This window comes from Mycobacterium sp. NGS11 (assembly GCF_059813315.1).
The window spans coordinates 306,502-331,286 of sequence record NZ_JCALEJ010000004.1 but is presented as its reverse complement, the minus strand read 5'-3'; the positions used below and the strand labels follow the sequence as shown (position 1 = coordinate 331,286).

Genomic DNA, 24,785 nt, shown 5'->3' with positions numbered 1-24,785 from the left:
GCATGGCGTGACGACGCCTAATAGCGCCGGTACGTATGCCTGGTGCCATGCGACGCCAACTTTGTGACGACTGAACGGCCTTGGCCGCGAGGGGATTCCCGCGCGGCCGCCACCAAGATGTCGACCGACTCTCCGATACCGGTTGCGATGTCGTCGACGCTGGGCACGTTGTCGGGACACACGCAGACACTCAGGTCGAGCATGCCACCGCGCGATATCAGCGCAATGGTCAACCCGCAGCCAGCTTGTAGCGGCGCCACGGTGTGCATACCGACGACCCTAACCCCCGCGCAGTACGCGGGCACGGGCTTGCCGGTTACGTAGGAGACACTGCCGTGGCATATCGGTGCCAGGCCCAGTCTATTGTAGAGTCGCGATGCTGCGCGGGCTGCGCACGGCGGCATCACGGACACGATGCGCTTGAAATCGACTGTCAAATAATGCCTCTCGGAGTCACGCTCGCGGACGGCGTTCAAGTTTTCTGTGGCGGTATGGAGGTTGGTGAGGACCAGCACAGGGTCGTCGAGCTGTACCGGGAGGCGAATCAGCCCGGCCGTCAACGGATTGCCAATCGCGTTCGGATCGGCTTCTGGCGGCGCGAGCGGCATCTGCATCAGCAACGGCTCATTCGGTACGGCGTCGTGCCGCTGCAGCCAGGCGCGCAGAGACAGCGTGCAGGCGGCCAGGAAAACGTTGGTGATGCTGCCCCCGAACGCGTTATTGACGGTCTGTAAGTCGGCCAGCGGGATCGAGGCGAAGGCCACTGCCCGGCGTTGGGTAAGCGGCGCGTTAAACACAGTGTTGGGCACGGGCCCCCTCATCGACGCAACTGGCGAGATGGGTTCGGATTTGCCCGTGCCACGCAGCCGGCCACGCGCGGCGCGTAGGACACCAGTCACGGCCTCGGCGAGCAGCCAGGCACCGGCGACGTTGTTCTCGACGAGCTCGGTCACCGTGTCAGTGAGGAACTCGCCGAGCGAGGGTGCCCTCAGGTTCGGCTGTGACGGCAGATCATTGGCCAGGTCGCCGCGCGCACCGTTAGTCAATAACCGCGGCCATACGGACGCGGCTCCGGCGCCACCGTCGCTCAACGCAGGCGACATCTTCACGGCCAACGCCCACCGGCCTTCCGCCAGTCCATCGATGCTCCACGCTTCCCACAAATGGCGATCCAATGGTCCTTTGGTCAGCTGCCCTAGCAGGTTGGCGAATTCGCTTCGGCCGCCGGGAGCCTCAACCGTTGCGCCATGGATTTGGGGAGCTGGGTCATAGTCATCGATCTCGGCCCACAGAGGCTGACCCATACCGAGTGGCTTGCCTGCCAGCCGGCCGCGAAAGCGTGCCAATGCCGGGAGCGATGAGGCTACGAGCCGGTGCAGCCGCTCGTGGCTGAGCTGTTCGGACGCTTCCATGATGGCCAGCACGACGGTGTGCGCCGGCGTGGTCGAAGTCTGGGTATGCAGCAACGCCGCATCGGCCGCAGCCAAGCGGGTAGCCATCAGCGCGCCAGCGCTTCCCACGCCGAAACCCGTTGAGCCGGGTCAGCAGAATCGTTCCCGACAACCGCAAGTTTCAACATGTGATCCCCACGGCCCGGGTGCGGCCTTTGCTTCTGCGCGGTTTTTCCGGGTTCTCGCTGATCATGAGGGAAGTGTCGACACTTGACACCTCGTTTGGTGTGGCGGGCCGCCATCACGATCGCACTCGCGTAACTCGGGTCGGTGCACCAAGGAACGACCAGCTGGCGATCGACTGGACGTACTCCGGTCAGGAGTCGGCCTGGAGGGTCGATCCATTCACTGACATTATGCGTCAGGCGGCCAATCTCGCTGATCCAAAACGACAACATTGCGATCTGATCTGGCTGCTCCGGTGTGAGGTCACCGCCGCGCGGCAACCTTCCCCCATCCGGGTGCCCGCCGTGGGATGCCTTGGACTTTAAGCGCAATCGGGGCGTGTCGAATTCACTGAAACTGCTGTGGGTCTGTTCCAACGTCATTGCGACGATCCTTCTTCGCCGTCAATCGGCCAATCCTTCGAAATCCGCGACGACACGACCAAGACCGGTCGTGCACAAAATACCGCCGATGCCTCTCACCCTACGCGCGTCTGGCCAGCAGACTAGGTCTACAGCAGCGCAACGGGAAATGCGAGTTGGCGCTCAGCGCTGCGTAGCAAGGTCACGCTGCGGCGTCTAGGTTTACGTTCTTCTCTTGACGACCTTGGTCGTTCGGGCCCAGACTCCTAGATGTCGGTCGCTGCCATGGGGTCTTCGCTCGTCGTCATCGACCTGCCCTCGCATCATGTGGCCAGCTGGCGATCGCACGCATTGGCCGATCGTGATGGACCTCGCGATGGGTCGCTTCCTATCGGAAGCGAGCTGTCGCCGGGAGCGGCCAGGGCTACTTGAGCATGCTCCCGGCGTCAACGGTGACCGGAAGCCCTGTGATGTAACGCGATTCGTCGGACGCCAGGAACAACACCGCATTGCTGATGTCCACCGGCTCGACCCAGCCGACCGGCAGAACGTGCATGAACTGCGCGGCGACCTTGAGGTCGTCCGGGCCGGGGTTCTCCAGATCCGGCCGGAACAACTTCATCGTTCCCTCGTTCATGAACATCGGCGTGTTCACGTTGGTCGGGTGAACGGAGTTCACGCGGATGAAGTGCTGGCCGAGTTCCACGGCGAAGGCGCGCATCAAGCCGACGACCCCGTGTTTGGCGGCGATGTAGTGACCGGTGTGCGGGTAGGCCTTGAGGCCGCCGACCGAGCTGGTCAAGATGATGGACCCGCCCTGGCCCTGGGAAATCAAATGCGGCACACCGGCTTTGACAGTTTTCCAAACGCCGGACAGGTTAACGTCGATCATGTCTCGCCAGTCGTCTTCACGGGTTTTGTCGAGAGTCTGCCCGCCGTTACCGATTCCCGCGTTCGCGCAGATGATGTCCAGGTGGCCGAGCTGTTCGACCCCGCCGTCCACCACGGCTTTCAAGGCTTCGTAGTCGCGCACGTCGACTTCGGCGGTCACGATGCGCCGGTTGAGACCCTTGACTAGATCGGCCGTCTCGGCAAGGTCATCCGGTGTCGACGGCGGGATCTCGCTGCTGCTGCTGATCGGTGTACAGATGTCGACCGCGATGATGTCGGCACCCTCCTGCGCCAGGCGCACCGCATGGCTGCGGCCCTGACCCCTGGCCGCGCCGGTGATCAGCGCAACCCTGCCCTCGACTCTTCCACCCATGACTGCACCTCACTGTCCGAGAAGCCGAGTTGATGACTGCCCGGCGCGCGCGTTGACTTTCCGCCTTTGATTATTTGTCGATCGATCAGGAAGGGTGGCACCATTTGATCGCGGTGTCAACAGAGGCCGGCAGCGGAGCGCGATTGATCGGTGCACCGGAGAAGCGATGCGGGGCGTATGGCGGCAGGGCGGGCCAGTCCTACCTGCTCGACGCCGGCGTGGTCGCGGGTGCCTTCAGCAGGCTCAGTTGGCGTTCGACGAACGCGCGTAACTCGTCGTGGCCGTGGGTGACGCCGACGGCGCTCTCGTTGCACAGGCTGCGCGCGACCTGCGCGATCAGCATCGAGATGGCCACCGGCGGATATTCCTCGAGTTCGATGTGGTTTGCGCGCAGGACCATCGTCACCGCCGCCGTCTCGATGTCGCGGACCCGCTCGGCGTAAGCCTTGAGTTCGGCACCAATTGCCTTGCGGTGGTTGGCCAATGCCATGAATTCGGCATTGAGTGCCGTCGCCGCGGTGTCGCTGTTGATCAACCACAGCGTTTGCAACGGGTCGTCGTCGGTGAGCAGGGCGCGCATGCGTGCCAGCGCGGTCTCGGCACCGGCGCGCAGCACCTCGACGAACAGAACGTCCATCGTCGGGAAGTAGTAATAAACGAGGGCCTGCTTGACGCCGGCCTCCGCGGCCACCCGGCGCGACGTGGCCGCCGCATAGCCCTCCTCGCGCATGATGCGTGCGGTGGCCTCGATGAGCTTGGTGCGCGCGCCCGCGTCGGCGCCTCTCTTGTTGTGGCGCGTCGATGCGGGGCTGGACGCGCCCGCTTTGCTTGACCGGCGCGCGCGATCCGTGGTAGGCATACCGCATCCTATCAATTTGGTCGATCGATCAGTTCATGACCGTGAGTCGGCTCGACTGGGACGGAGGCGCCGTGGCCGCCTGTCCGCGCCAAGGCGTCAGCGTCGTCACCGAGGGCGCGCTGGCGTGATGCCGCTTCGTAGGCCAGGAAAAGGAATCGAACTCATGACCGAACTCGCCGACGTCGATTACTTCACCGACGCCGACATCGCGCAAGACCCTTACGCCTATTGGGATTACCTTCGCGGCCAGGGCCCGGTCTTCCGCGAGCCGCATTACGGGGTGGTGGCGGTCACCGGTTACCAGGAAGTGCAGGCCGCCTTCAAAGACGTCGATTCGTTCTCCGCGGTCAATGCGATCGGCGGCCCGTTCCCGCCGTTGCCGTTTACGCCGCAAGGCGACGACATCAGCGAACAGATCGAAGCGCACCGTCATGAGTTCCCCATCTTCGAGCACATGGTCGTCATGGACCCGCCCGAGCACGAAAAAGCGCGCTCACTGCTCGGACGGCTGCTCACGCCGCGTCGGCTGCAGGAAAACAAGGACTACATCTGGCAATTGGCCGATCGGCAGTTCGACGAGTTCATCGCCAACGGTCGGTGCGAGTTCCTCGGTGAGTACGCAAAGCCATTCGCGACCTTGGCGATAGCCGATCTGCTCGGGGTTCCCGAGGACGACCGCGCCGAGATTCGCCGCAACCTGGGAGCCGGCAACGCGCCGGGGGCCAGGGTGGGCGCGCTCGATCACGAACCGGTCGGCAGCAACCCGTTGCAATACCTCGATGACCTGTTCAGCGCATACATTGCCGACCGGCGGGAAAGCCCCCGCGAAGACGTACTCACCGGCCTGGCGACCGCCACGTATCCCGACGGCTCGACTCCACCGCTACTGGAGGTCGTGCGACCGGCCACCTTTCTGTTTGCGGCAGGCCAGGAGACGGTGACCAAACTACTGAGCGCCGCGGTGCAGGTCCTCGGTGACCAACCCGGGCTTCAGGCGCGGCTGCGCGCCGACCGAAGCCTGATCGGCCCGTTCATCGAAGAGGCGTTGCGCATGCAGAGCCCGACCAAGGTCGACTTCCGGCTGGCGCGCAAGACCACCACTCTGGGCGGAGTACACGTCCCGGCCGGCACGGTCATCATGCTGTGTCTGGGAGCGGCCAATCGTGATCCGCGGAAATTCGCAAATCCCAACGAGTTTCAGGTCGACCGAAAGAACGTCCGCGAGCACATCGCTTTCGGTCGCGGGATCCACACCTGCGCCGGCGCACCGCTGGCGCGTGTGGAAGGCCAAGTGACCATCAACCGCCTCCTGGACCGAACGCGCGACATCCGGATCAGCGAGGCCAAGCACGGCTCGCCGCCCGACCGCGAGTACCGCTACGAGTCCACGTTCTTGCTGCGCGGCCTCACCGAGCTGCATATCGAGTTCGCCCAGGGGCCTGGCGAGCGTTAGTCCTGTACCGCAAGGCCTTTCACCTGCCGATCACTGCAAGCACGTTCACGTTGTTGTTCGGCAGCCCGCAGGATCGAGTCCGCGGCCACGAACGCGGGTTTGATGCGGTCGGCACTCTCGATGGGTAGATTTGCGGCACGGCGGAGCACCATCAGCGCCAACCCGCTGTGGGTCGCGTACGAGACGATCAAAAGGTTGACGCGAGCGTGTATGCCGATGACCGTCATTACATGCTGGCGTTTGCCTTCCCATCCCGGCCAATTGAGATCGGGTGGCCGTTGCAGCGAAGACCAATTGACGTTGATGGAAGTGACTTCGCCAAGCAATGGAGTGAGTACCGCGACGAGCTCGGGCAATTCATTCGTGATGCGATCTGCACGCGGCCACCACGCACCGTCGATATCGCGTCCGAGTTTGCGAGCCACCGAGAGCCGGATGGGAGTGGATTGGCGTCGGGTTCTGACGGCCAAGCTCATCGCGAATACCGCGGCCGGCAGTTCGCGCACTTGACCACGACGGCGAAGCCGTCCGCATCAGGCGTCGAATTATTTTGTTGTCGTGTAACGATCGGGGTCGCGTAACCCATGGGCGGTTCCTTCGCGCTCGGCGTCGTCGGGTCCACGGACGAGGGACCGACGGAGGAATCACATTGCCCGGGGGTGTCATCTGCGCCGATTGCGCAGTCGACCACCGCTGACAACGAACGGCTCGCCTTCGACGCTACGCCACTACCGGCCCACTTGGACGCTCGGGTGGCCAGCGACAGCGCACGCGGGCGCGGCACTGGTCGGCTGACCGCATCTGGAAACTCGCCTGGCAGATGAACATTGCCATTCCGACGGAACGAAATCCCTTGCGGCGCAGGGGATAAGAGACGATTGCTGTTGTCTGTCACGAATCGAGGGATGACGGGTAGGGTAGTGGCAACAGCGAGGACGGGGCTACATGGCAATAGAGAACTGGTGCGACGCGGTCGAGATCCACCCATCGCAGGTCCGTGTCGGTGACGTCATCGGCACGCGGCGTCCCACCGAATTGCGTCTGACGGTCAAGATGATCAGTGCTCCGCAGAGCGGCCCGGGGCAATGGACATTTTTCAGTCGAGACGACAACGGTCAGCAGCGAACCAGTACCTTCGGCGATGGCGAATTGGTCCGCAGGTACGCCCAAGCGTCCTGACATCCACGCTCGTCAAGGCCGATCAGCGACGTTGATTTGTAGATCCGGCGGCGTCGGGCCGATCGGAAAATGCCGGGTGCTCGACCGGTTTTGCAGAGGTTTCGCCCGAAGCGACATACTTCGGCGCCTCGGGGTGGGAAAACAAGTTCGACTCGTCCATGAGCTGTCCTTCCGAATGAAAGATGTCGGCCGATGGGCGCCGCTGCTTGGCGTCGGACGACTATCGAATCGCAGGCGGTCTCAATGATTCGTTCGCGATTCGCGGTGACCGCTAGAGCGCGGTTCCTCCCCACTCTACAGGCGGCCGGCGCGGTGCATGTCGGGCTCGGGTGAAGACGGTTCGGTCAGGGTATAAGCGCCCTGCTTCCGCCGGCCGCCGGGCCGATCACCATCTAGACCCGGTACTAGGTGAATTGGTAAGCGTTGCAATTAGTTTCGAATATTAGCCCGCTCGTGCTACCCTGAGCCCGCATGGATGTGTTTGGTACATCCGCATTTGATGAGAGAAGTAAGTAAATGGCACAGGGAACTGTGAAATGGTTCAACGGTGAAAAGGGCTTCGGCTTCATCACCCCTGATGACGGCACGAAGGACCTCTTCGTCCACTACTCCGAGATCCAGGGAAACGGCTATCGCTCGCTCGATGAGAACCAACGTGTTCAGTTCGAGGTTGAGCAAGGAGCCAAAGGACCCCAGGCGGTAGGAGTCAGTACCGTCTGAGATTGACATACGTCGCGGTGGGCTGGTGCGGTTGCTTCGTACCAGCCCATCGATGCTTTTTGGACCCAGGTCGCCGGTTGCGACAACCCCGCACCTCTAGCGCGATCCGGACTGACGAACCGGGATAATGACCGCATGCGTCTCGCGTGGGTGCTACGACTGACCATTGCGTTGTCGCTCGTCTCGGTGGGCGGGATACCCACCGCGAACGCCGGACCCGACGTACCACCGGTCAGCGACGCCGCACGGGCGGCTGGGTTCGTCGACGTCCGCAGTGTCATCCCCGATGCGATACTCGATCTGCGCTACGCGACCACCAATAATTTCACCCATACACAGTTGTATCCCTCCGACGCCAGATGCCTTGTGCACCAATCGATGACGCCCGGCCTGGCCGCGGCCGCCGGCGCGCTGCGCCCGCAGGGGCACCTCCTGGTGTTCTGGGATTGCTATCGACCGCACGACGTTCAGGTCAAGATGTTCAATCTGGTCCCGAATCCCGCTTGGGTGGCACGCCCGGGCCCGTACGCACACAGCCACGAGTCGGGCCGTTCGGTCGACGTGACTTTCACGACGACGCAGCAGCCGTGCTCGTCCGGGCTGCACGCGAGCGGTCTCTGCCTGGCCGACATGGGTACCGACTTCGACGATTTCACGCCTCGGGCAACGGCTTTCAACACGCAGGGCATCAGTGCTGACGCTGCGGCGAACCGGGCGGCGCTGCGGTCGGCGATGAACTATGGCGGGCTGAAGGTGTATTCGGGCGAGTGGTGGCATTTCGACGGGCCAGGGGCCGGTGTCGACCGACCGATCGTCGACGTGCCCGTCGACTAAGCGTCTCAAAATACGGGACGCCGGTTTCAGAATGTGACTGTCGACGCGTAGGCTGCCAGACCAGACGCGGCAACCGAGGGGCACAGTGAACGACCAATATCGAGCGACCTACACGCACGGCCATCACGAGTCGGTGTTGCGCTCTCACCAGCGACGCACCGCCGAGGACTCCGCCGCCTATCTGTTACCGCACCTGAGACCGGGGCTGTCCGTGCTCGACGTCGGCTGCGGACCCGGCACCATCACCGCCGACCTGGCCGCGCGAGTCGCACCCGGACCGGTCACCGCGGTCGACCAGGTTGCCGACGTGCTCAGTGTTGCCCGCGACGAAGTCCAGCGACGAAACCTGTCCAACGTCTCGTTCGCCACCGCCGACGTGCACAACCTCGACTTTCCTGACGACGCCTTTGACGTCGTCCACGCGCATCAGGTGCTACAGCATGTGTCCGATCCCATTGCAGCACTTCGAGAAATGCGGCGGGTGTGCGCGCCAGGCGGCATCGTGGCCGCCCGCGACGCCGACTACTCCGGGTTCATCTGGTACCCGGAAGCGTCGGCGCTCGACCTGTGGCGCGACCTCTACCGCCGCGTCGCGCGCGCGAACCGGGGCGAACCGGATGCGGGCCGGCGACTGCTGTCGTGGGCGCAGCAGGCGGGATTCGTCGACATCACGCCCACCGGCAGCCTGTGGTGTTACGCCACGCCCGAGACGCGCGGCTGGTGGGGCGGAATGTGGGCCGACCGGATTCTGCGCTCAGCTGTGGCGCGTGACCTGGTGAGCCTCGACCTGGCGACCACCGCGCAGCTCGAGGAGATCTCTGCCGCGTGGCGAGAATGGGCCGCCGCACCGGACGGCTGGATCGCGATCCCGCATGGCGAGATAATCTGCCGCGCATAGACCGGGGCGGCGGCATAGCGGGGTCCTTTTACCTGCTCAGCGGTGTGGTATTGGCATTCTCTTTTTTTGCAAGTACGTTATTCACCGATGGATAATACGGCCCACACTCCGTCTGGTATCCCGCTGCAGCCCGTATACGGGCCGGCGGACGTAACCGCGGAGCCTCCTCAGCCGGGGGAGTTCCCCTTCACCCGGGGTAACTTCGCCTCCGGCTATCGCGGCAAGCTCTGGACGTTTCGCCAGTACTCGGGCTTCGGCACCGCCGAGGAATCCAACCGCCGGTATCGCTACCTGCTCGAGCAGGGCGGGACGGGGCTGTCGGTTGCGCTCGACCTGCCCACCCAGTGCGGCTACGACTCCGACGATCCCGAATTCGGCGAGGAGGTCGGCCGGGTCGGCGTCGCGGTGGACACCCTGGCCGATTTCGAGATCCTGTTCGACGGAATTCCGTTGGACAAGCTCAGCACGAGCATGACGATCAACGGGACGGCGGCGATCCTGCTGGCGTTCTACGTCGCGGCCGCCGAGAAAAAGGGGATTCCGCGCGAAAAGCTGACCGGGACCATCCAGAACGACATCCTGAAGGAGTACGCCTCGCGGGGGACCTGGATCTGGCCGCCGGAGCCGTCGCTGCGGCTGATCGCCGACACCATCGAATTCTGCGCCGCCGAGGTTCCCCGGTTCAATGCGATCTCGGTGGCCGGGGCGCACTTCCGCGACGCGGGGGCCAACGCGGTGCAGGAGATGGCGTTCACCCTGGCCGACGGGGTGACCTATTGCGACACGGTGGTCGAGCGGGGCCGCATGACGATCGACCAGTTCGCGCCGCAGATCTCGTTCTTCTTCTACACCCACGGGGACTTCTTCGAGGAGATCGCCAAATACCGTGCGGGACGGCGCCGTTGGGCGACGATCGTGCAGGAGCGCTACGGGGCGAAGACGGCGAAGGCGGCGATGTTCCGCTTCGGTTGCGTCTGTGGTGGCGCGTCGCTGTACGCGCCGCAGGCTCACAACAACATCGTCCGGGTGGCCTACGAGGCGATGGCAGCGGTGCTCGGCGGTGTGCAGTCGATGTTCACCGCGGCCTGGGACGAGCCATTCGCGCTGCCGACCGAGGAGACCACGACACTGGCGCTGCGCACCCAGCAGATCCTGGCGCACGAAACCGGCGTCGCCAGCGTCGCGGACCCGCTCGGCGGCTCCTACTTCGTCGAGGCGCTGACCGATGCGACCGAGGAGCGCATCATCGAGATCATGTCCGACCTCGAGCGGCACGGCGGCATGGTGCAGGCCATCGAGGACGGTTATTTGCAGGGTCTGATCGCCGACGAAGCCTTCATCCTGCATCAGGAGGTCGAAGCCGGCACGCGGCCCGTTGTCGGGGTCAACCGGTTCGTGACGGAGGAACTCGCCCACGATGTCGTCACCTACGAACTCGACGCCGAAGGACGTGACCTGCAGCTCAAGCGGCTGTCCAAGGTCAAGGCCGAACGGGATTCGGCCGCAGTGCAATCCGCGTTGGCCGCACTGTCGCGGTCGGCTGAGGGAGACGACAACCTGATGCACAAGCTGATCGACTGTGCCAACGCCTACTGCACGGTCGGGGAGATGGTCTCCGCGCTCAAGGCGGTGTGGGGCGAATTCCAACAACCGGTGGTGTTTTAGATGGCTGTCCGCGTTCTGGTTGCCAAACCCGGCCTGGACGGCCATGACCGCGGCGCGAAGATCGTCGCCCGCACCCTACGTGACGCCGGGTTCGAGGTCATTTACACCGGCATCCGCCAGCGCATCGAGGACATCGCGTCGATCGCCGTCCAGGAGGACGTGGCGGTGGTCGGGTTGAGCATCCTGTCGGGTGCGCACCTGGCCCTCACCGCGCGCACGGTGGAAGCTCTGCGCGCCGCCGATGCCGCCGACATCGCCGTCGTCGTCGGGGGCACCATCCCCCATGCGGACGTCCCCAAGCTGCTCTCCGCCGGCGCGGCCGCGGTATTCCCCACCGGGACGCCGCTGGACGACCTGGTGCGCGACATCCGCGCACTGACCGGCACGGCGGACATTGACTCGAACGAACCCGTCACGGAGGAACCATGCGCGTCGGAGTGATGATCGGCGCCGAGCGGGGCGACATGGCCCGCAAGGTGGACAAGCTGGCCTCCGACATCGAATGGGCCGAATCCGCCGGCCTGGACACCGCCTGGATGCCGCAGGTGCCCAACGACTTCGACTGCCTGACCATGGTGTCGCTGATGGCCGCCCACAGCTCGCGCATCGAACTGGGTACCGCGGTGGTGCCGCTGCAGGCCCAGCACCCCATCGCCCTTGCCCGCCAAGCCCTCTCGACGCATGCGGTGGCCCGTGGACGGCTGGCGCTGGGTGTCGGGCCGTCGCACCACTGGATCATTCGCGACATGCTCGGCCTGCCGTACGAGAAGCCGGCCGCCTACACCCGCGACTACCTCGAGGTGCTCAATGCAGCCGTTGCCGGGCCGGGATCGGTTGACGTCGAGAACGATTCGTTCACAGTGCACAATCCGCTGGCCATCGGGGCCGACACCCCGATGCCGGTGCTCGTCGCCGCGCTGGGGCCGGTGATGCTGCAGATTGCCGGTGAACTGGCCGACGGCACCGTGCTGTGGATGGCCGACGAACGCGCGATCGGTGATCACATCGCTCCGAAGATCACCAAGGCCGCCGCGGACGCCGGTCGCCCCGCACCGCGGATCGTCGCGGGAATCCCGGTATGCCTGTGTGCGGCTGGACGAATCGACGAGGCCAGGGAGCGGGCCAACCGCATCCTGGGCGAGGCCGAGGTGTCGCCCAACTATCAGCGCCTGCTGGACCGCGGTGACGCCCGCGACGTCGGCGACCTGTGCGCGGCCGGTGACGAGGAACAGATCTTGGCGCGGATGCGTGGCTTCGCCGACGCCGGCGTGACCGACTTGTCGGTGCGGCTGCTTCCCATCGGTGACAACCGCGACGAGCTGGTCGCGTCCAAACAGCGCACCCGGGAAATGATCGCCTCGCTCGCCGCGGAATTGCGTTGACCACAAACGACTCCGGGCCGCTGGCCGGGATACGCATCCTCGAGGTCGGCACCATGCTGGCGGGGCCGTACGCGACCATGCTGCTCGCCGATCTCGGTGCCGAGGTCACCAAGATCGAACCGGCCGGCGGCGAGATTTCCCGCAGCGTCGGCGCCACCTATTTCGCCAGCCTCAACCGCAACAAGTCCAGCGTCACGCTGGACCTCAATTCCGATGCCGGACAGCAGCGATTGGGTGAACTGGTCGCCGAATCCCATGCGCTGCTGGTGAACCTGAAGCCGTCGGCCATCCGGCGGCTGGGCCTGACCTACGACGAGTTGCGGCGGCACAACGAGCGGATCGTCTGCGTGGCGATCACCGGCTTCGGCGTGTACGGCGGCGATGATCCGGCCTTCGATTACGTGGTGCAGGCGGGTGTCGGCACCGCCGCCCTGACCGGCGATCCGGACGGCCCGCCGACGCTGCCCGGCTACTCCTCGGCCGACAATTCCACCGGAATGACCGCGGCACTGGGGTTGTTGGCGAAAATCATCTCGGGCACCGGCGGGCAGGTGGATGTGTCGCTGCGCGACGTCATGCTGTCCCAGCTGAACTACCACGCGTCGGCCTATCTCAACGGCGGCGTCGAGCCGCAGCGCCGCCCCCATGGGGCCCACTCCTATTACGTTCCGGCGCAGCTCTTTCCGACGGCCGAGGGATATCTGGCGCTGTTCATCACGCATGACGGCTTCTGGAAGTCGTTCGCCGCCGAAGCGGGCATCGGGGGTTTCGAAACGATGGCCGAGCGAGTCGCCCGCCGTGACGAAGTGCTGGCGGTCGTGACGGCGATGCTGGCCACCGACAGCGCCGTCGGGTGGGAACGACGGCTGCGCCCGCTGGGAGTTCCGGCGGCGGCCGTCCGAACGCTGCCCGAGGCGCTCGAGGCGACGCCGGAAGTGGTTGTGACGGCGGGCGAATTCCGTTTGGTGGGCAGCCCGATCCACGTCTCGGGGTATGAACCCGAGTACCGTCCGGCGCCGGAGCTTCCCCAGCAGGCCCAGTAGCCGCCGAGCGTCAAGTTACTTTCACACTCGCGGTCGAGCGTGAAAGTAACTTCACGCTCGAGTCCGGCGCCGGAGCCCGAGTAGCGCGCCGCTCAGGTTTGCGCAGGCCCGGTAAGCACAGCCTCGGCGATCTTGCGGAAGGCCGCCAGCAGACGGCTGCGATCCCCAGCGCGACAGGCCAATACGACATGGCTGGGTTCGACCCCTTCCAGCGGGACCGTGGTGATGTCCGGCCGCACACCGTTGCCGTAGACGCCCGCCGTGATCGCCACGGCTTGCCCCGAGGCGATGAGTTCGAACTTGTCCTCTAGCGCCTCGATGAACGGGCCATCGGGTGCTCGGCGGCCGTCGGGTCGCGGATCGATGCGCCAGAAGGCGCTCCAGGCCGGATCCGAATGCCGCACCCGCGGCATGGGTTCGTCGGCGATGTCGTCGAGGGTGACCGATTTCCGGCCGGCCAGGCGATGGTCGACTGGTATCGCCAGCACCCGCGGTTCGTCGTACAGGATCGTCACGTGCAGCCCTTCGGTCGGAAACGGCAGCCGGGTCACCACCGCGTCCACCCGATGGCCGAGCAACGCGTCGAGCGCCTGGTCCCAATCCAAATGCGTGACTTGGACATCGGCTTCGGGATGCTCGCGGCGCATCTCACGCACCGCGGGTGTGACGATCATGCCCATCGTGTAGCCGATGGTGATCCGGCTGGGCTGCGCGGCCGCTCGCGCCTGCGCGGTGGCTTGGGCTGCCGAACGCAGCAGCGCCTTGGCCCGGGGCAGAAACACCTCGCCCGCCTCCGTGAGCCGGGTGCCCTGCGGGGTGCGGTCCAACAGGCGGACGCCGAGTTGCTGCTCGAGCCGGCGGATCTGGCGGCTCAACGACGGCTGCGCGACACGTAGCGCTGAGGCGGCCCGGCCGAAGTGCCGATGCTCGGCGACGACGACGAAGTAACCCACCAGCCGCAGGTCGAGGTCCACTACCGGCGATGCCGAGTCGGTCATGCGCCCAGTGTAATGCGATCTCGCCCTGCTACACGCCGCAGAAGGCTTGGTGAGGTGCCGTGATGCCTGAATTGCATGGCGCGATATGAAACAGGACTTGGACACCGCCATCCGGTCGCCATTGACTTGATGGCATACCTCCAGGCGACCAGAAGGGAACCCTCATGCACGTCTTTGTCACGGGCGCGACCGGTCACATCGGCTCCGCCGTTGTCACCGAACTTCTCGATGCCGGGCACCAGGTCACCGGATTGGCGCGGTCGGACGCGGGCGCCGCCGCCCTGCACGCCGCGGGGGCGACACCCCGACGGGGAGATCTCGACGACCTCGACGGCCTGCGCGCCGCGGCGGCGGCCTCCGGCGGCGTCATCCACCTCGCCTTCAAGCATGACTTCGACGACTTCGCGGGCGCGGCCGAGACGGACCTGCGCGCCGTGCGCGCCCTCGGGGAAGCACTCGTCGGTTCCGATCGGCCGTTCGTCAGCACTTCGGGATCTCTGCTGCTTGCACTGTTGGGGCAGGGCGGTGTTGCCACCGAGCAGGACACGCTGCCATCCGGACCGCGGGTCGACTCCGAGAACGCGGTGATCGCGCTCGCCCAGCGAGGGGTTCGGTCGTCGGTGATCCGCCTTGCCCCGCTGGTGCATAGCGACCTCGATCACCATGGCTTCGCCCACCACCTGATCAACGTCGCCCGCAAGACCGGCGTGTCCGGCTACCTTGGCGATGGCGCCAACCGCTGGCCGGGTGTGCATACGCTCGACGCCGCACGCTTGTACCGGCTGGCGCTCGAAAACGCGCCCGCCGGAACGCGTTTGCACGGCGTCGACGATGAGGGTGTGCCGTTCCGCGACATCGCCGCGGTCATCGGTCGTCACCTGGACGTGCCGACGTCCAGCATCGCCGCCGAAAATGCCGGCCACTTCGGCTTTCTCGCGCTATTCGCCTCCCTGGACAATCCGACGTCGAATGCGTTGACGCAGAAGATCCTTGACTGGCACCCCGAGCAACCGGGGCTGCTCGAGGACCTCGATGCCGGCCACTACTTCGGCGAGTGAGCGCAACAGTGACTGACTCGGTGATCGCCTCGGCACGCCAGGCGCTGGGCCCGGTCGGGGTGTGTCTGCCCGTATCGTTCACCAGCACACCGCCGGCCGACCTGTTGCGGCAGGCCGCGCGCCGTCTGGAAGACGCCGGGTACGGCGCTGTCTGGACCAACGAGGTCATCGGCAAGGACGCCTTGGTGCAGCTCGGCGTGCTGTTATCCGCCACCGACCGAATGACCTTCGGCACGTGCATCGCCAACATCTGGGCGCGGCCGGCCCAGACCATGCACGCCGCGGCCGCCCAACTGGCGCAGGCGTATCCGGGCAGAATCGCGCTGGGGTTAGGCGTCGGCTACCCGGAGCAGGCGGCCGGCGTCGGCCGCGAATTCGGCAGTCCGCTGGCCACCATGCGCGACTACCTGGAGGCCATGGACAGCCCGACGTGGCCGCCGGCACCCGACGCGCCCTATCCCCGGATCGTCGCGGCCAACGGGCCGAAAATGCTTGCGCTGGCCGGCGATAAGGCGAATGGGGCATTCCCCGGCGGGATGCCGCCGGAGTTCACCGCCCGGGCCCGCGAGGCGCTCGGACCCGACAAGCTCCTGGTCGTTGGCCTGTCGGTGGCGCGCGACATCGAGGCCGCGCGCGAGGCGGTATCCGCCAGACTGGGCCTGCCGTCTTACGCGTCGAGGCTGGAGAAGCTGGGCTACCCGGCTGGTGACATCGACGATGTGAGCGATCGGCTGGTCAATGCGCTTGTCGCGCAGGGCGATCCGGCGGACATCGCGGCCAAGGTGGGGGATCACCTGGCGGCGGGTGCGGATCACATCGCGCTGCTTCCGTCCATTGACGGTGAATTTGCCGCCGGCATAGGACAATTCGAAGAGCTGGCTTCGGCGCTGATAGGCTAGTCGACGTTCGGGCCTCAAGAGTTGGACGGCGCGAGCTGCGTTTCCTGATACAGCCGCGCCCACTCTGCCCGCGAACGGATCGACACGTCCACGTCACTTCCCTTGGCGCGCAAGGCCTTGACGGTCGCCTGCTCGCGAGGGGTCCGGGCGAACGGGTCCCATCCGAAGAACTTGCACGAGTTCTGCCAGGTGATCTTGTCGATGTCGGAATCGTCGGCCCCGGCAGCGTTCAACTCGGCGAGCACCTGCTCGGGCGCGTCCGGCCAGAAGCAGTCCGAGTGCGGGTAGTCGCACTCCCAGGCGATGATGTCGATGCCGATCTCATGGCGCAGCTTCAGCGACGTCTTGTCGGTGACGTAGCACGCCAGCGAGTGTTCGCGGAAGACGTCGCTGGGCAGCTTGTCACCGAAGTCGCGGCGTAGCCATTTCTGGTTGGTGTAATGGCGGTCGCTGCGATCCAGGTAGAAGGGGATCCAGCCGATACCGCCTTCGGAGAAGGCGAATTTCAGGTCGGGGTAGTTGCGCATCGCCGGGCCCCACAGCAGATCCTGGGCGCACATCGCCGAGACCTGGGTGGCCAGGATGATCAAGTTGTCGATCGGGGCGTTGGGCGCCATGCTGATCGCCCCGAACCCGGTGCCGATGTGCAGACACATCACCACGTTCAGCTCGGACAGCGTCCGGAACACCGGTCCCCAGTAGTCCTCGTCGTGGTAGCTCGGAAGTCCTTCCAGGTGCGGCAGTTCCGGCATGGTGACCGCCCGGCAGCCCTTCGCGGCGACGCGGCGGATCTCGGCGCACATGCCCTCGGGTGTCCAGGTCGGCAGGATCGCGATCGGGATGAAGCGGTCCGGGTAGGACCCGGCCCATTCGTCGATGTGCCAGTCGTTGTAGGCCGACACCATCACCAGGGTGACGTCTTCGCGCGTCATGTTGAGGTGGCGGGCCGAAAAGCCGGTGAACGTTGGGAAACACATCGACGCGAGGATGCCGTTGCGGTTCATGTCCCGGACGCGTTCGTGGACGTCGTAAACGCCGGGACGCATCTCGGCGAAACCGGCGGGATCGCGGCCCCACTCCTCGGCCGGCCAGGACACCACGGCGTTGAGTCCGCTCACGCCCTGCGGCCTGCCCTGGTACATCCACTGGTCGACGCCCTTGTCGTCGGTGACGACGACGGGCGCCTCGTCCCGGTACTTGGCGGGCACGTGCCGCACGAACATGTCCGGTGGTTCCACCACGTGGTCGTCGATGCTCACCAAAATCAGGTCATCGACCTTCATCAAGCAGTCCTCTCCCGCGCAGCCCGAATTCGATCAGCCGCTGCGCTCGGTGGTGGTCTCGAGCAGTCGTGGAATGGGCGCCGGATCCAGCTGCAGGGCGTCCGACATGTGCAACTGCCCCGCGTTGGCGATCATGTTGTCCAGGATCGCCTGCAGGTCGTCGCCCTCGATCTCGTAGATGGCGACATAGGGTCCGTCGGCGTCAACGGGACGCAGCCGGCGCGCCGAGACGAATCCGTCCAGGGCGACGAGCTCACCCAGGTGCACCTCGTCGTACCAGGTGTTGTACTCCTGTTCGCGCTCGGGCGAACTGGGTCGGCTTTCCACGAGGATGATGCCCTTGGCCATCGTCGCCGCCACCTCTCTGGTTGCTACTCGTAGCGCACCGTGACCGAGTCCGTATCCGGAACGCCCTGGCACGTCAGAATGTAACCCTCGGCGACCTCGTCCTCCTCGAGAGCGTCGTTGACCCGCATGGTGGCATGGCCGTCTTCGAGCTTGGCCATGCACGTACCGCAGTTGCCGGCTTCGCAACTGAAGGGGGGCTCTAGCCCGGCCCGTCGCGCGGTCTCCAAGAGAGTCTCGCCCGGGACGATGGGCACCGATACCTTCTTGCGGTCGAGATGAATCGTCACCGTTCCGGCGCTGGAGCCGTTTGTTGCCGGATCTGTCACCCGCGAGGTCCCCTCGATGGTCCGGGTGATCGTCACTGCGACCGCCCCCTCTCACGTATTTGCATTCTTCAGTATAGAGAATATTATTCTCACAAAGCGACAGCATCTTCTCAAGACTGTATGGATGTCGGGTCAGCCCGGTCTGTCAGGGAAGGACAGGACGTGACCGAGCCGGCGGCGCTCGCGTTCGAGGAACGGCGATTCAGCGCGCCCGAACTCAACGCGCTGGCCGACGGGTGGGCCGCTAACCTGGCAAAATACGGTGTCACCCAGGGTCAACGCGTCGCCGTGATGGCGTCGAATCGGCCGGAGTTCCTCGCCGTGGTGCTGGCGATCTGGCGACTGGCGGCCACCGCCGTGCTCATCAGCCCCGCGTGGAAGCGCGACGAGGTCGCCCATGCGCTCGCGCTGACCAACCCCGAGCACGCCGTCGGGGACCAACCGGTGCTGGCCGGTCTGATGCCGGTGCTGCACCTGGACGATCCGGTCGCGCCCGCGGAGCCGATAGCCCTCGGCGCGCCGCCCACGAACGACGCGGCGCTGGTGTTCAGTTCCGGCACCACGGGGCTGCCGAAAGCCGTTCGGCACACCCACGCCTCGCTGGGCGAGGCGGTGCGGCATTGGCGCCAAGCGTTGCAACTGACGCACCAGGACCGGATCCAGGTTGCGACACCGCCGTCACACATCCTGGGACTGTTGAACCTGCTGACCGCCCTCAAGGTCGGCGCCTGTGTGCGGCTGCACCGCCGGTTCGACATCGACCGGATGCTGCAGCACATCCAAAGTGACCGCATCACAGTAGAAATGGCGGTCGCACCCATCGCGCTGGCGATGGCCTCGCATCCCGACCTCGAGTCCTATGATCTGTCCTCGCTGCGTTACATCATGTGGGGGGCCACGCCGGTCAGCACCCATGTCGCAGAGGCGGTGACCCGGCGCGCCGGAGTGCGTTGGCTTCCGGCTTACGGAACCACGGAATTGCCTGTCGTAGCGTGTAATCCGATCGATCGGCCGCGGCTCGACACCGTCGGACGGGCGGTGCCGGGCGTGGACCTACGAGTCGTTTCACTGGAGACCGGCGAGCCGGTCGGCCCGGGGGAGGTCGGTGAGATCCAGGCCCGGTCGGCGTCGCTCATGGCCGGATACTTGCCGGCCGAAGCGACCGGCGAGGCGGTCCGTGACGGGTGGTACCGCACCGGGGATGTCGGCTGGCTCGACAGCGGCGGATGGTTGCGAATCACCGATCGCCTCAAAGAGATGATCAAGGTGCGCGGCTTCCAGGTTGCGCCCGCCGAAATCGAGACGGTGCTGCACGGCCATCCGGCCGTCAAAGACTGCGCGGTGTTCGGCATCCCCGACGGGCTCAACGGCGAAGCCGTCGTCGCCGCGGTGGCGACGTCCGGTCCCGTCGATGCGGCCCAATTGACCGCCATGGTGGACGACAAACTGGCGACCTATAAACATCTGAGCCGGGTGGTGTTCGTCCCCGAAATTCCCCGCCTGCCTTCCGGCAAGGTGCTGCGCCGAGTGCTGAAGGAGCGCCATGGATGTACGTCTGACAGCTGAACAACGGCAACTACGCGATGCCGCCGGCAAGCTGGCCGACGATCTCGGGCCGGCCACGGTGCAGGATCTCGACGACCAGGCTCGAATTGCCCGCCTGGACAAGCAGATCGAGAACACCGGGTGGCGGTCGTTGCGTTCCGACGGCGCATCCGGCGTCGAGGTGGCCATCGTGGCCGAGGAATTCGGGCGCCGTTTGGTTGACACGCCGTTTCTCGGTCCGGTGCTCGCCGACGATCTGGGCCGCCACGTCGGTGCGGACGTGTCCGCGGCCACCGTCGCCTTCGACGATCGGGTGATCGACGCCCGCGGCGCGCGGCGCGCCCTGTCGCTTTCGGGCGGCTCGGTCCTCGCCGTCGATGTGCAGGTGTCGCCGCAGAGCGTCGACCTCACGCGGGCCGACGGAACGATCGCCGGCGCGCCGGAGCCGTTGGGCGATGTGTCGCCCGAGGTCGCCGCACAATGGCGGGCCCTCGCGTTGGTCACCACGACGGCCGACTTGGTCGGCATCGCCCGGGGCGCACACGCCGTCGCCTGTGACTACGCGAAAATCCGTGAACAGTACGGCAAGCAGATCGGCTCATATCAGGCCATCGCACACCTGTTGGCCGAAAGCCTTGCGCTGATTGAGGGTTCGGTGAGCGTGTTGCGTCATGCCGCGTGGGCGGTGGACGAGCTTGCCGCCGCCGAAGCCAACCGGGCCGCCCAAATCGCAAAGGTCTACTGCGAGCGCGCCACCCGCACCGTCTGCGAGACGGCCATCCAGGTGCACGGCGGTATCGGCAACACCTGGGAATGCGTGGTGCACGTCTACCTGCGCCGGGCCCTCACATCGACCGAGCTGTGGCCGGTCGCGTTGAAGGAGATCGATCTTGGACTTTCGTGACTCACCCGATGAAGCCGCCTTCCGGGAGCGGCTGCGCACCTGGCTTGCCGCGCACGCCAAGGAGTACTCCGGCTCGGGTGACGAGTACTGGGTGCGCATGGCCGACTGGCACCGCGCGTTGTACGACAACGGATTCTTCGGCCTGTCCTGGCCGCGCGACTGGGGCGGCCAAGACCTGGCACCGGTCTACGACGTCATCGTCGACGAGGAGTTGGTGCGTGCCGGTGCGCCCCCGCGCCCCAGCGTCGGATATCTGGTGTACGGCATCGGCGCTCATGCCAGCGATGAGCTCCGGAAGCGCTTCCTGCCCGGCATCATCAACGGCACCGAGCGCTGGTGTCAGGGCTTCAGCGAACCGGGCGCCGGCTCGGACCTCGCGTCGTTGACCACCACCGCTCGCCTCGAAGGTGACAACTATGTGGTGAACGGGCACAAGATCTGGACCAGTTATTCCGATGTGGCGGACCGGTGCCTGTTGCTGGCCCGCACCGACCCCGAGGCCAAGCGCCACCGCGGCCTGTCCGCTTTCGTTCTCGACATGAAACAGACTGGCGTGCAACAGCGCCCGCTGCAGATGATCAACGGGGTCACCAACGAATTCGGTCAGGTGTTCTTCGATGATGCGACGGTGCCGGCGGACCGGATGGTCGGCGCTCCCGGCGATGGCTGGGCGGTGGCCATGACCGTCGTCGGACATGAGCGTGAGCCGTCCACGCTCGGCTACGCGGCCCGCTACGGCAAGCTCGTTCGAGAGTTGTTGTCGCGCAACGACGGAGAAGTGCCCGAAGAGTTGGCGTGGGCCGCGGTTCAGTCGGACATGCTGACCCATCACGTGCGGCGGCGGCTGTCCGAGCAGCTCGACGGGGTATCGCACGGCTCGGAAGGTTCGCTGGACAAGCTGCTGATGACGTGGGTCGAGCAATCCGTCGGGCACGCGGCCCTTGCCGTTACGGGGACTCGCGATCCCGACCTGCTGAGCGCCTACCTGTACAGCCGGGCGCAGAGCGTCATGGGCGGAACATCACAAATACAGAAGAACATCATCGCTTCACGAATCTTGGGATTGTAGGAGTGATCGCGAGCGCGGGCGAAGCCCGGGTGAAGCGGGTCACGACCATTGAAGGAGTGATCGCGAACGCGGGCGAAGCCCGGGTGAAGCGGGTCACGACCATTGAAGGAGTGATCGCGAGCGCGGGCGAAGCCCGGGTGAAGCGGGTCACGACCATTGAAGGAGTCTGACGTGTACGACATGCCCACCGAAATCGACGTTCAGGCCGACGCTGCCTTGCGCATCATCACGCTCAACAGGCCGGATTCGCTCAACTCCGTCAACGACAACCTGCACGTCGGACTGGCACGGTTGTGGCAGCGACTGACCGATGACCCCACGGCCCGTGCCGCGGTGATCACCGGCGCAGGCAGAGCGTTCTCGGCGGGTGGCGATTTCACGTATCTGGAAGAGCTGGCGAACGATGCCGAGCTGCGCGCCAAGACGATCCGGGACGGGCGCGAGATCGTGTTGGGCATGGCCCGCTGTCGAATTCCCGTGGTGGCGGCGGTCAACGGTCCCGCCGTCGGCCTGGGCTGCAGTCTGGTGGCACTCAGCGACATCGTCTACATCGCCGAGGACGCTTACCTGGCCGATCCGCACGTGCAAGTCGGGCTGGTGGCCGCCGACGGTGGACCGTTGACCTGGCCACTGCACATCAGCCTGCTGCTGGCCAAGGAATTCGCCCTCACCGGCACCCGCATCAAGGCGCAGCGCGCCGTCGAGCTCGGCCTGGCCAACCATGTGGTCGACGACCCGGTTGCCGAGGCGATCGCCGCCGCCAGAAAGATTCTGGAACTTCCGCAGCAGGCGGTGGAGAGCACCAAGCGGGTGCTCAACATTCATCTGGAGCGGGCCGTGCTCGCGAGCCTGGACTACGCACTCTCTGCCGAAAGTCAGTCGTTCGTCACCAAGGACTTCCGGGCCAACGTCGCGAAATTCAACGCGGCAAAGAAGAACTGAGGTCGTTGCCGCCGGCCGTCCTCAGGCGTCGTGCCGGCGCAGGAAATCGCGCATCACGGAGTCGAACTTGTCCGGCTCCTCGATGAAGGGCATGTGGGCACTGGCTTCGAACAGCTCGAAGCGCGAGCCAGGAATGCGTTGGTGCATATCCCACATGTGTTCGGGCACGCATTCGTCATACCTGCCCGCGATCACCAGTGTGGAGACGGCGATTTCATGGAGCCTCTCGAACACATCCCAGTTGCGGATCGTCCCGACGATGCGAAAGTCGCTGGGGCCGAACATGGTCTCGAAGATTTCGGCGCCCATGTTCCGGAACGCATCCTCGAGCTCTCGCGGCCACGGCCGTACCCGGCACAGGTAGGTTTCGTTCCAGGTGCGGATGGCGGCCTGATATTCGGGCGCGTGCGTGCTGCCGGCGGCTTCATGCTGGTCGATGGCGGCCTGGGTGGCCGGGTCTAGCTCGGACTTCAAGCGCGCCACTATGTTCGCGAACGCTGGGATGGAGGCGATGCTGTTCGAGATGGTCAGGCTCGCGGCGCCGGGCGGTGCCACGTCGAGCACATACTGCTGGGCCAGCATCCCGCCCCACGAATTGCCGAAAAGATGGAAGCGGTCCAAATCCAGGGCTCGCACCACGGCGTCCATCTCGGCCACCGAGCGCTCCATCGTCCAAAGCCCGCGGTTGGGTGGGCATTTCGAGTTTCCGCAGCCGAGCTGATCCCAGAAGATGACCTCGCGCTCCGTGGCCAACCGCCCCAGCGACCGCAGGTAATCGTGCGGCAGTCCCGGGCCGCCGTGAATGACGAGCAGCGGAAAACCCGGACCCCCACCGGTCCGTTTGAACCACACGTTGCCGCCCGGGACTGCGATCGTCCCCTCCGGCGCAGTCGTCGCGTCCGTCATCAGCAGCAGTGTAGGCAATCGTGGCCCACCCGCGGTGGGCTGCGGCGAGGGCCGCTCCTTGCGACCCGTACTCTCGCAATGAGAGAATATGGTTCTCATGAACGCGTGGATCGCTCTTGAAGTTCGGCACCTGCTGGTTGAACTGGAGAAGGCCCGTGTCTGAAGCCGACCGGTGGAGTGGGCTCGGCGACGGTGATCGAGGTCGCGGCACCATAATGCGTACATGATCATCGCTGATCTGATTGCCCGCGCGCGCAATGGATCTCCCCGCGCCGCCGGTCGCCTCCTCAGCCTCGTGGAGAGCGAGCAGCGCGACGAGGTCTTGGCGACGATCGGTCCCGCACCGGACGGCATGGGACCGGTCGTCGGCATCACGGGGCCGCCGGGCGCGGGAAAATCGACGACGGTGGGCGCGCTGGTCAGCGCCTACCGCGGACGCGGCCTCCGGGTGGCGGTATTGGCGGTGGACCCGTCGTCCCCGTTCAGTGGCGGCGCGCTCCTGGGCGATCGAATTCGAATGGCCGCGCATATCAACGATTCCGATGTACTCATCCGGTCGGTGGCAACCCGTGGGCATCTGGGCGGCCTTGCGGCCGCGGTTCCGGCGGCCATCCGGCTGCTCGGCGCGATCGGTTACGACGTGGTCCTGCTGGAGACGGTGGGGGTGGGGCAGTCCGAGATCGAGATCGCCGCGGTCGCCGACCCGACCATCGTCATTCTCAATCCCGGTGCGGGCGACGCGGTTCAGGCCGCCAAGGCGGGCGTGCTGGAAGTCGCGGACATCGTGGCGGTCAACAAGGCGGACCGGGACGGTGCCGAACAGACGGTTCGGGATCTCCGGGCCGAAACCAGCGCCCCCATCGTTTCGTTGATCGCCGCCCGGGGCGAGGGCATCGAAGACCTGATGGCCGCGATCGAGGACCACCGCCGCACCGACAGCCGCGCCCGCAGGCTGGCCCGAGCCCGGGCCCAGATTCTGTCGCTGGCGCAAACCCGGCTGCGTACCCAGCCCGATCTCGACCGGCTGGCCGAGGCGGTCGTCGACGGCGAACAGGACCCGTACACGGCTGCCGATCAGCTGATCTCACCTGCCGCGACTCAAACGGACTGACCGTCCCCTGCCCCGATCGGGGGACGTGCGTCCCCTGCGGTCGCCCTGAGTTGAGGGTCAGGCAGATCAGTTGGACCCAATTTGGTTCGGGTTAGCGTACACGTCGGCATTGCTGTGCGAG

The 24,785-nt window shown here is 65.7% G+C and carries 28 protein-coding genes; 17 read left to right on the top strand and 11 right to left on the bottom strand.

Annotated elements, in window-relative coordinates:
• Window positions 1-17 precede the first annotated feature (17 nt).
• The 4 genes from AC5Y4T_RS08435 to AC5Y4T_RS08420 form a co-directional block, all read right to left on the bottom strand.
• Complete coding sequence (locus AC5Y4T_RS08435; protein WP_499952661.1) at window positions 18-1,499, bottom strand: wax ester/triacylglycerol synthase domain-containing protein; 1,482 nt, start codon at window positions 1,497-1,499, stop codon at window positions 18-20.
• Window positions 1,499-1,999, bottom strand: a complete 501-nt coding sequence (locus tag AC5Y4T_RS08430) for a DUF5994 family protein (RefSeq protein ID WP_499952660.1) — start codon at window positions 1,997-1,999, stop codon at window positions 1,499-1,501. The genes AC5Y4T_RS08435 and AC5Y4T_RS08430 overlap by 1 nt, the downstream gene beginning before the upstream one ends.
• A 403-nt stretch (window positions 2,000-2,402) precedes the next feature.
• Complete coding sequence (locus AC5Y4T_RS08425) at window positions 2,403-3,242, bottom strand: mycofactocin-coupled SDR family oxidoreductase (protein ID WP_499952657.1); 840 nt, start codon at window positions 3,240-3,242, stop codon at window positions 2,403-2,405.
• A 199-nt stretch (window positions 3,243-3,441) separates the two neighbouring features.
• Window positions 3,442-4,101 carry a TetR/AcrR family transcriptional regulator gene (locus tag AC5Y4T_RS08420; RefSeq protein ID WP_499952655.1) on the bottom strand — a complete coding sequence of 220 codons (660 nt, stop codon included), beginning with the start codon at window positions 4,099-4,101 and terminating at the stop codon, window positions 3,442-3,444.
• A gap of 163 nt (window positions 4,102-4,264) precedes the next feature.
• On the opposite strand from AC5Y4T_RS08420, the gene AC5Y4T_RS08415 reads away from it, so the two are divergent.
• Window positions 4,265-5,554: a cytochrome P450 gene (locus AC5Y4T_RS08415; protein WP_499952654.1), complete on the top strand. Its 1,290-nt coding sequence runs from the start codon at window positions 4,265-4,267 to the stop codon at window positions 5,552-5,554.
• Here the strand turns inward: AC5Y4T_RS08415 and AC5Y4T_RS08410 are convergent.
• Window positions 5,551-6,030, bottom strand: a complete 480-nt coding sequence (locus AC5Y4T_RS08410) for a DUF5994 family protein (RefSeq protein ID WP_499952689.1) — start codon at window positions 6,028-6,030, stop codon at window positions 5,551-5,553. The genes AC5Y4T_RS08415 and AC5Y4T_RS08410 overlap by 4 nt on opposite strands.
• Window positions 6,031-6,499: 469 nt before the next feature.
• Here AC5Y4T_RS08410 and AC5Y4T_RS08405 point away from each other — a divergent pair, with 469 nt between their 5' ends.
• Complete coding sequence (locus AC5Y4T_RS08405; RefSeq protein WP_499918829.1) at window positions 6,500-6,733, top strand: hypothetical protein; 234 nt, start codon at window positions 6,500-6,502, stop codon at window positions 6,731-6,733.
• Between the two features lie 22 nt (window positions 6,734-6,755).
• Here AC5Y4T_RS08405 and AC5Y4T_RS08400 read toward each other — a convergent pair whose 3' ends face one another.
• The gene (locus AC5Y4T_RS08400) at window positions 6,756-6,893 is read right to left on the bottom strand and encodes a hypothetical protein (protein ID WP_499949666.1); all 138 of its coding nucleotides are present in this window, start codon (window positions 6,891-6,893) and stop codon (window positions 6,756-6,758) included.
• A gap of 356 nt (window positions 6,894-7,249) precedes the next feature.
• On the opposite strand from AC5Y4T_RS08400, the gene AC5Y4T_RS08395 reads away from it, so the two are divergent.
• From AC5Y4T_RS08395 to AC5Y4T_RS08365, 7 genes are all read left to right on the top strand, one after another.
• Window positions 7,250-7,453: a cold-shock protein gene (locus tag AC5Y4T_RS08395; RefSeq protein ID WP_065028413.1), complete on the top strand. Its 204-nt coding sequence runs from the start codon at window positions 7,250-7,252 to the stop codon at window positions 7,451-7,453.
• 135 nt (window positions 7,454-7,588) lie between these two features.
• Window positions 7,589-8,287, top strand: a complete 699-nt coding sequence (locus tag AC5Y4T_RS08390) for a M15 family metallopeptidase (RefSeq protein WP_499952653.1) — start codon at window positions 7,589-7,591, stop codon at window positions 8,285-8,287.
• An 85-nt stretch (window positions 8,288-8,372) separates the two neighbouring features.
• Window positions 8,373-9,185 carry a methyltransferase domain-containing protein gene (locus AC5Y4T_RS08385; protein ID WP_499952651.1) on the top strand — a complete coding sequence of 271 codons (813 nt, stop codon included), beginning with the start codon at window positions 8,373-8,375 and terminating at the stop codon, window positions 9,183-9,185.
• An 87-nt stretch (window positions 9,186-9,272) separates the two neighbouring features.
• On the top strand, window positions 9,273-10,850 hold the full coding sequence (locus AC5Y4T_RS08380) for a methylmalonyl-CoA mutase family protein (RefSeq protein ID WP_499952649.1): 1,578 nt from the start codon (window positions 9,273-9,275) through the stop codon (window positions 10,848-10,850).
• Window positions 10,851-11,291 (top strand): cobalamin B12-binding domain-containing protein, encoded by a 441-nt coding sequence (locus AC5Y4T_RS08375; protein ID WP_067349370.1) that lies wholly within the window; start codon window positions 10,851-10,853, stop codon window positions 11,289-11,291.
• The gene (locus AC5Y4T_RS08370) at window positions 11,276-12,232 is read left to right on the top strand and encodes an LLM class F420-dependent oxidoreductase (protein WP_499952647.1); all 957 of its coding nucleotides are present in this window, start codon (window positions 11,276-11,278) and stop codon (window positions 12,230-12,232) included. The genes AC5Y4T_RS08375 and AC5Y4T_RS08370 overlap by 16 nt, the downstream gene beginning before the upstream one ends.
• 53 nt (window positions 12,233-12,285) lie before the next feature.
• On the top strand, window positions 12,286-13,275 hold the full coding sequence (locus AC5Y4T_RS08365) for a CaiB/BaiF CoA transferase family protein (protein WP_499952687.1): 990 nt from the start codon (window positions 12,286-12,288) through the stop codon (window positions 13,273-13,275).
• Window positions 13,276-13,367: 92 nt separating this feature from the next.
• On the opposite strand, the gene AC5Y4T_RS08360 is transcribed toward AC5Y4T_RS08365, so the two are convergent.
• Complete coding sequence (locus AC5Y4T_RS08360; RefSeq protein WP_499949659.1) at window positions 13,368-14,273, bottom strand: LysR family transcriptional regulator; 906 nt, start codon at window positions 14,271-14,273, stop codon at window positions 13,368-13,370.
• Window positions 14,274-14,437: 164 nt separating this feature from the next.
• Between AC5Y4T_RS08360 and AC5Y4T_RS08355 the strand changes: the two genes are divergently transcribed.
• Entirely contained in the window at window positions 14,438-15,331 is an 894-nt protein-coding gene (locus AC5Y4T_RS08355) for an SDR family oxidoreductase (RefSeq protein WP_499952645.1), read from the top strand.
• 20 nt (window positions 15,332-15,351) lie between these two features.
• Window positions 15,352-16,230 (top strand): TIGR03620 family F420-dependent LLM class oxidoreductase, encoded by an 879-nt coding sequence (locus AC5Y4T_RS08350; protein WP_499952685.1) that lies wholly within the window; start codon window positions 15,352-15,354, stop codon window positions 16,228-16,230.
• Between the two features lie 14 nt (window positions 16,231-16,244).
• On the opposite strand, the gene AC5Y4T_RS08345 is transcribed toward AC5Y4T_RS08350, so the two are convergent.
• Genes AC5Y4T_RS08345 through AC5Y4T_RS08335 form a run of 3 tightly spaced genes read right to left on the bottom strand, consistent with a single transcriptional unit; the run spans window position 16,245 to window position 18,223 of the window.
• Window positions 16,245-17,513 carry an amidohydrolase family protein gene (locus tag AC5Y4T_RS08345; RefSeq protein ID WP_499952644.1) on the bottom strand — a complete coding sequence of 423 codons (1,269 nt, stop codon included), beginning with the start codon at window positions 17,511-17,513 and terminating at the stop codon, window positions 16,245-16,247.
• Window positions 17,514-17,546: 33 nt separating this feature from the next.
• A complete protein-coding gene (locus tag AC5Y4T_RS08340; protein WP_499918797.1) occupies window positions 17,547-17,861 on the bottom strand; it encodes a hypothetical protein in 315 nt (104 codons plus the stop codon).
• 23 nt (window positions 17,862-17,884) lie between these two features.
• Window positions 17,885-18,223 carry a 2Fe-2S iron-sulfur cluster-binding protein gene (locus AC5Y4T_RS08335; protein WP_499918796.1) on the bottom strand — a complete coding sequence of 113 codons (339 nt, stop codon included), beginning with the start codon at window positions 18,221-18,223 and terminating at the stop codon, window positions 17,885-17,887.
• A gap of 126 nt (window positions 18,224-18,349) precedes the next feature.
• Between AC5Y4T_RS08335 and AC5Y4T_RS08330 the strand changes: the two genes are divergently transcribed.
• Genes AC5Y4T_RS08330 through AC5Y4T_RS08310 form a run of 5 tightly spaced genes read left to right on the top strand, consistent with a single transcriptional unit; the run spans window position 18,350 to window position 22,647 of the window.
• Window positions 18,350-19,753, top strand: a complete 1,404-nt coding sequence (locus tag AC5Y4T_RS08330; protein WP_499952643.1) for a class I adenylate-forming enzyme family protein — start codon at window positions 18,350-18,352, stop codon at window positions 19,751-19,753.
• Window positions 19,731-20,636 (top strand): acyl-CoA dehydrogenase family protein, encoded by a 906-nt coding sequence (locus tag AC5Y4T_RS08325; RefSeq protein ID WP_499952641.1) that lies wholly within the window; start codon window positions 19,731-19,733, stop codon window positions 20,634-20,636. The genes AC5Y4T_RS08330 and AC5Y4T_RS08325 overlap by 23 nt, the downstream gene beginning before the upstream one ends.
• Window positions 20,623-21,705 carry an acyl-CoA dehydrogenase family protein gene (locus tag AC5Y4T_RS08320; RefSeq protein ID WP_499952640.1) on the top strand — a complete coding sequence of 361 codons (1,083 nt, stop codon included), beginning with the start codon at window positions 20,623-20,625 and terminating at the stop codon, window positions 21,703-21,705. Before AC5Y4T_RS08325 ends, AC5Y4T_RS08320 begins: the two co-directional genes overlap by 14 nt.
• Before the next feature lie 2 nt (window positions 21,706-21,707).
• The gene (locus AC5Y4T_RS08315) at window positions 21,708-21,875 is read left to right on the top strand and encodes a hypothetical protein (protein WP_499952638.1); all 168 of its coding nucleotides are present in this window, start codon (window positions 21,708-21,710) and stop codon (window positions 21,873-21,875) included.
• A gap of 1 nt (window position 21,876) precedes the next feature.
• Complete coding sequence (locus AC5Y4T_RS08310) at window positions 21,877-22,647, top strand: enoyl-CoA hydratase/isomerase family protein (RefSeq protein WP_499952637.1); 771 nt, start codon at window positions 21,877-21,879, stop codon at window positions 22,645-22,647.
• A gap of 21 nt (window positions 22,648-22,668) precedes the next feature.
• Here the strand turns inward: AC5Y4T_RS08310 and AC5Y4T_RS08305 are convergent, their stop codons facing one another.
• Entirely contained in the window at window positions 22,669-23,553 is an 885-nt protein-coding gene (locus AC5Y4T_RS08305) for a proline iminopeptidase-family hydrolase (protein ID WP_499952636.1), read from the bottom strand.
• Window positions 23,554-23,776: 223 nt separating this feature from the next.
• On the opposite strand from AC5Y4T_RS08305, the gene meaB reads away from it, so the two are divergent.
• Complete coding sequence (gene meaB, locus AC5Y4T_RS08300; protein ID WP_499918780.1) at window positions 23,777-24,664, top strand: methylmalonyl Co-A mutase-associated GTPase MeaB; 888 nt, start codon at window positions 23,777-23,779, stop codon at window positions 24,662-24,664.
• Window positions 24,665-24,785 lie beyond the last annotated feature (121 nt).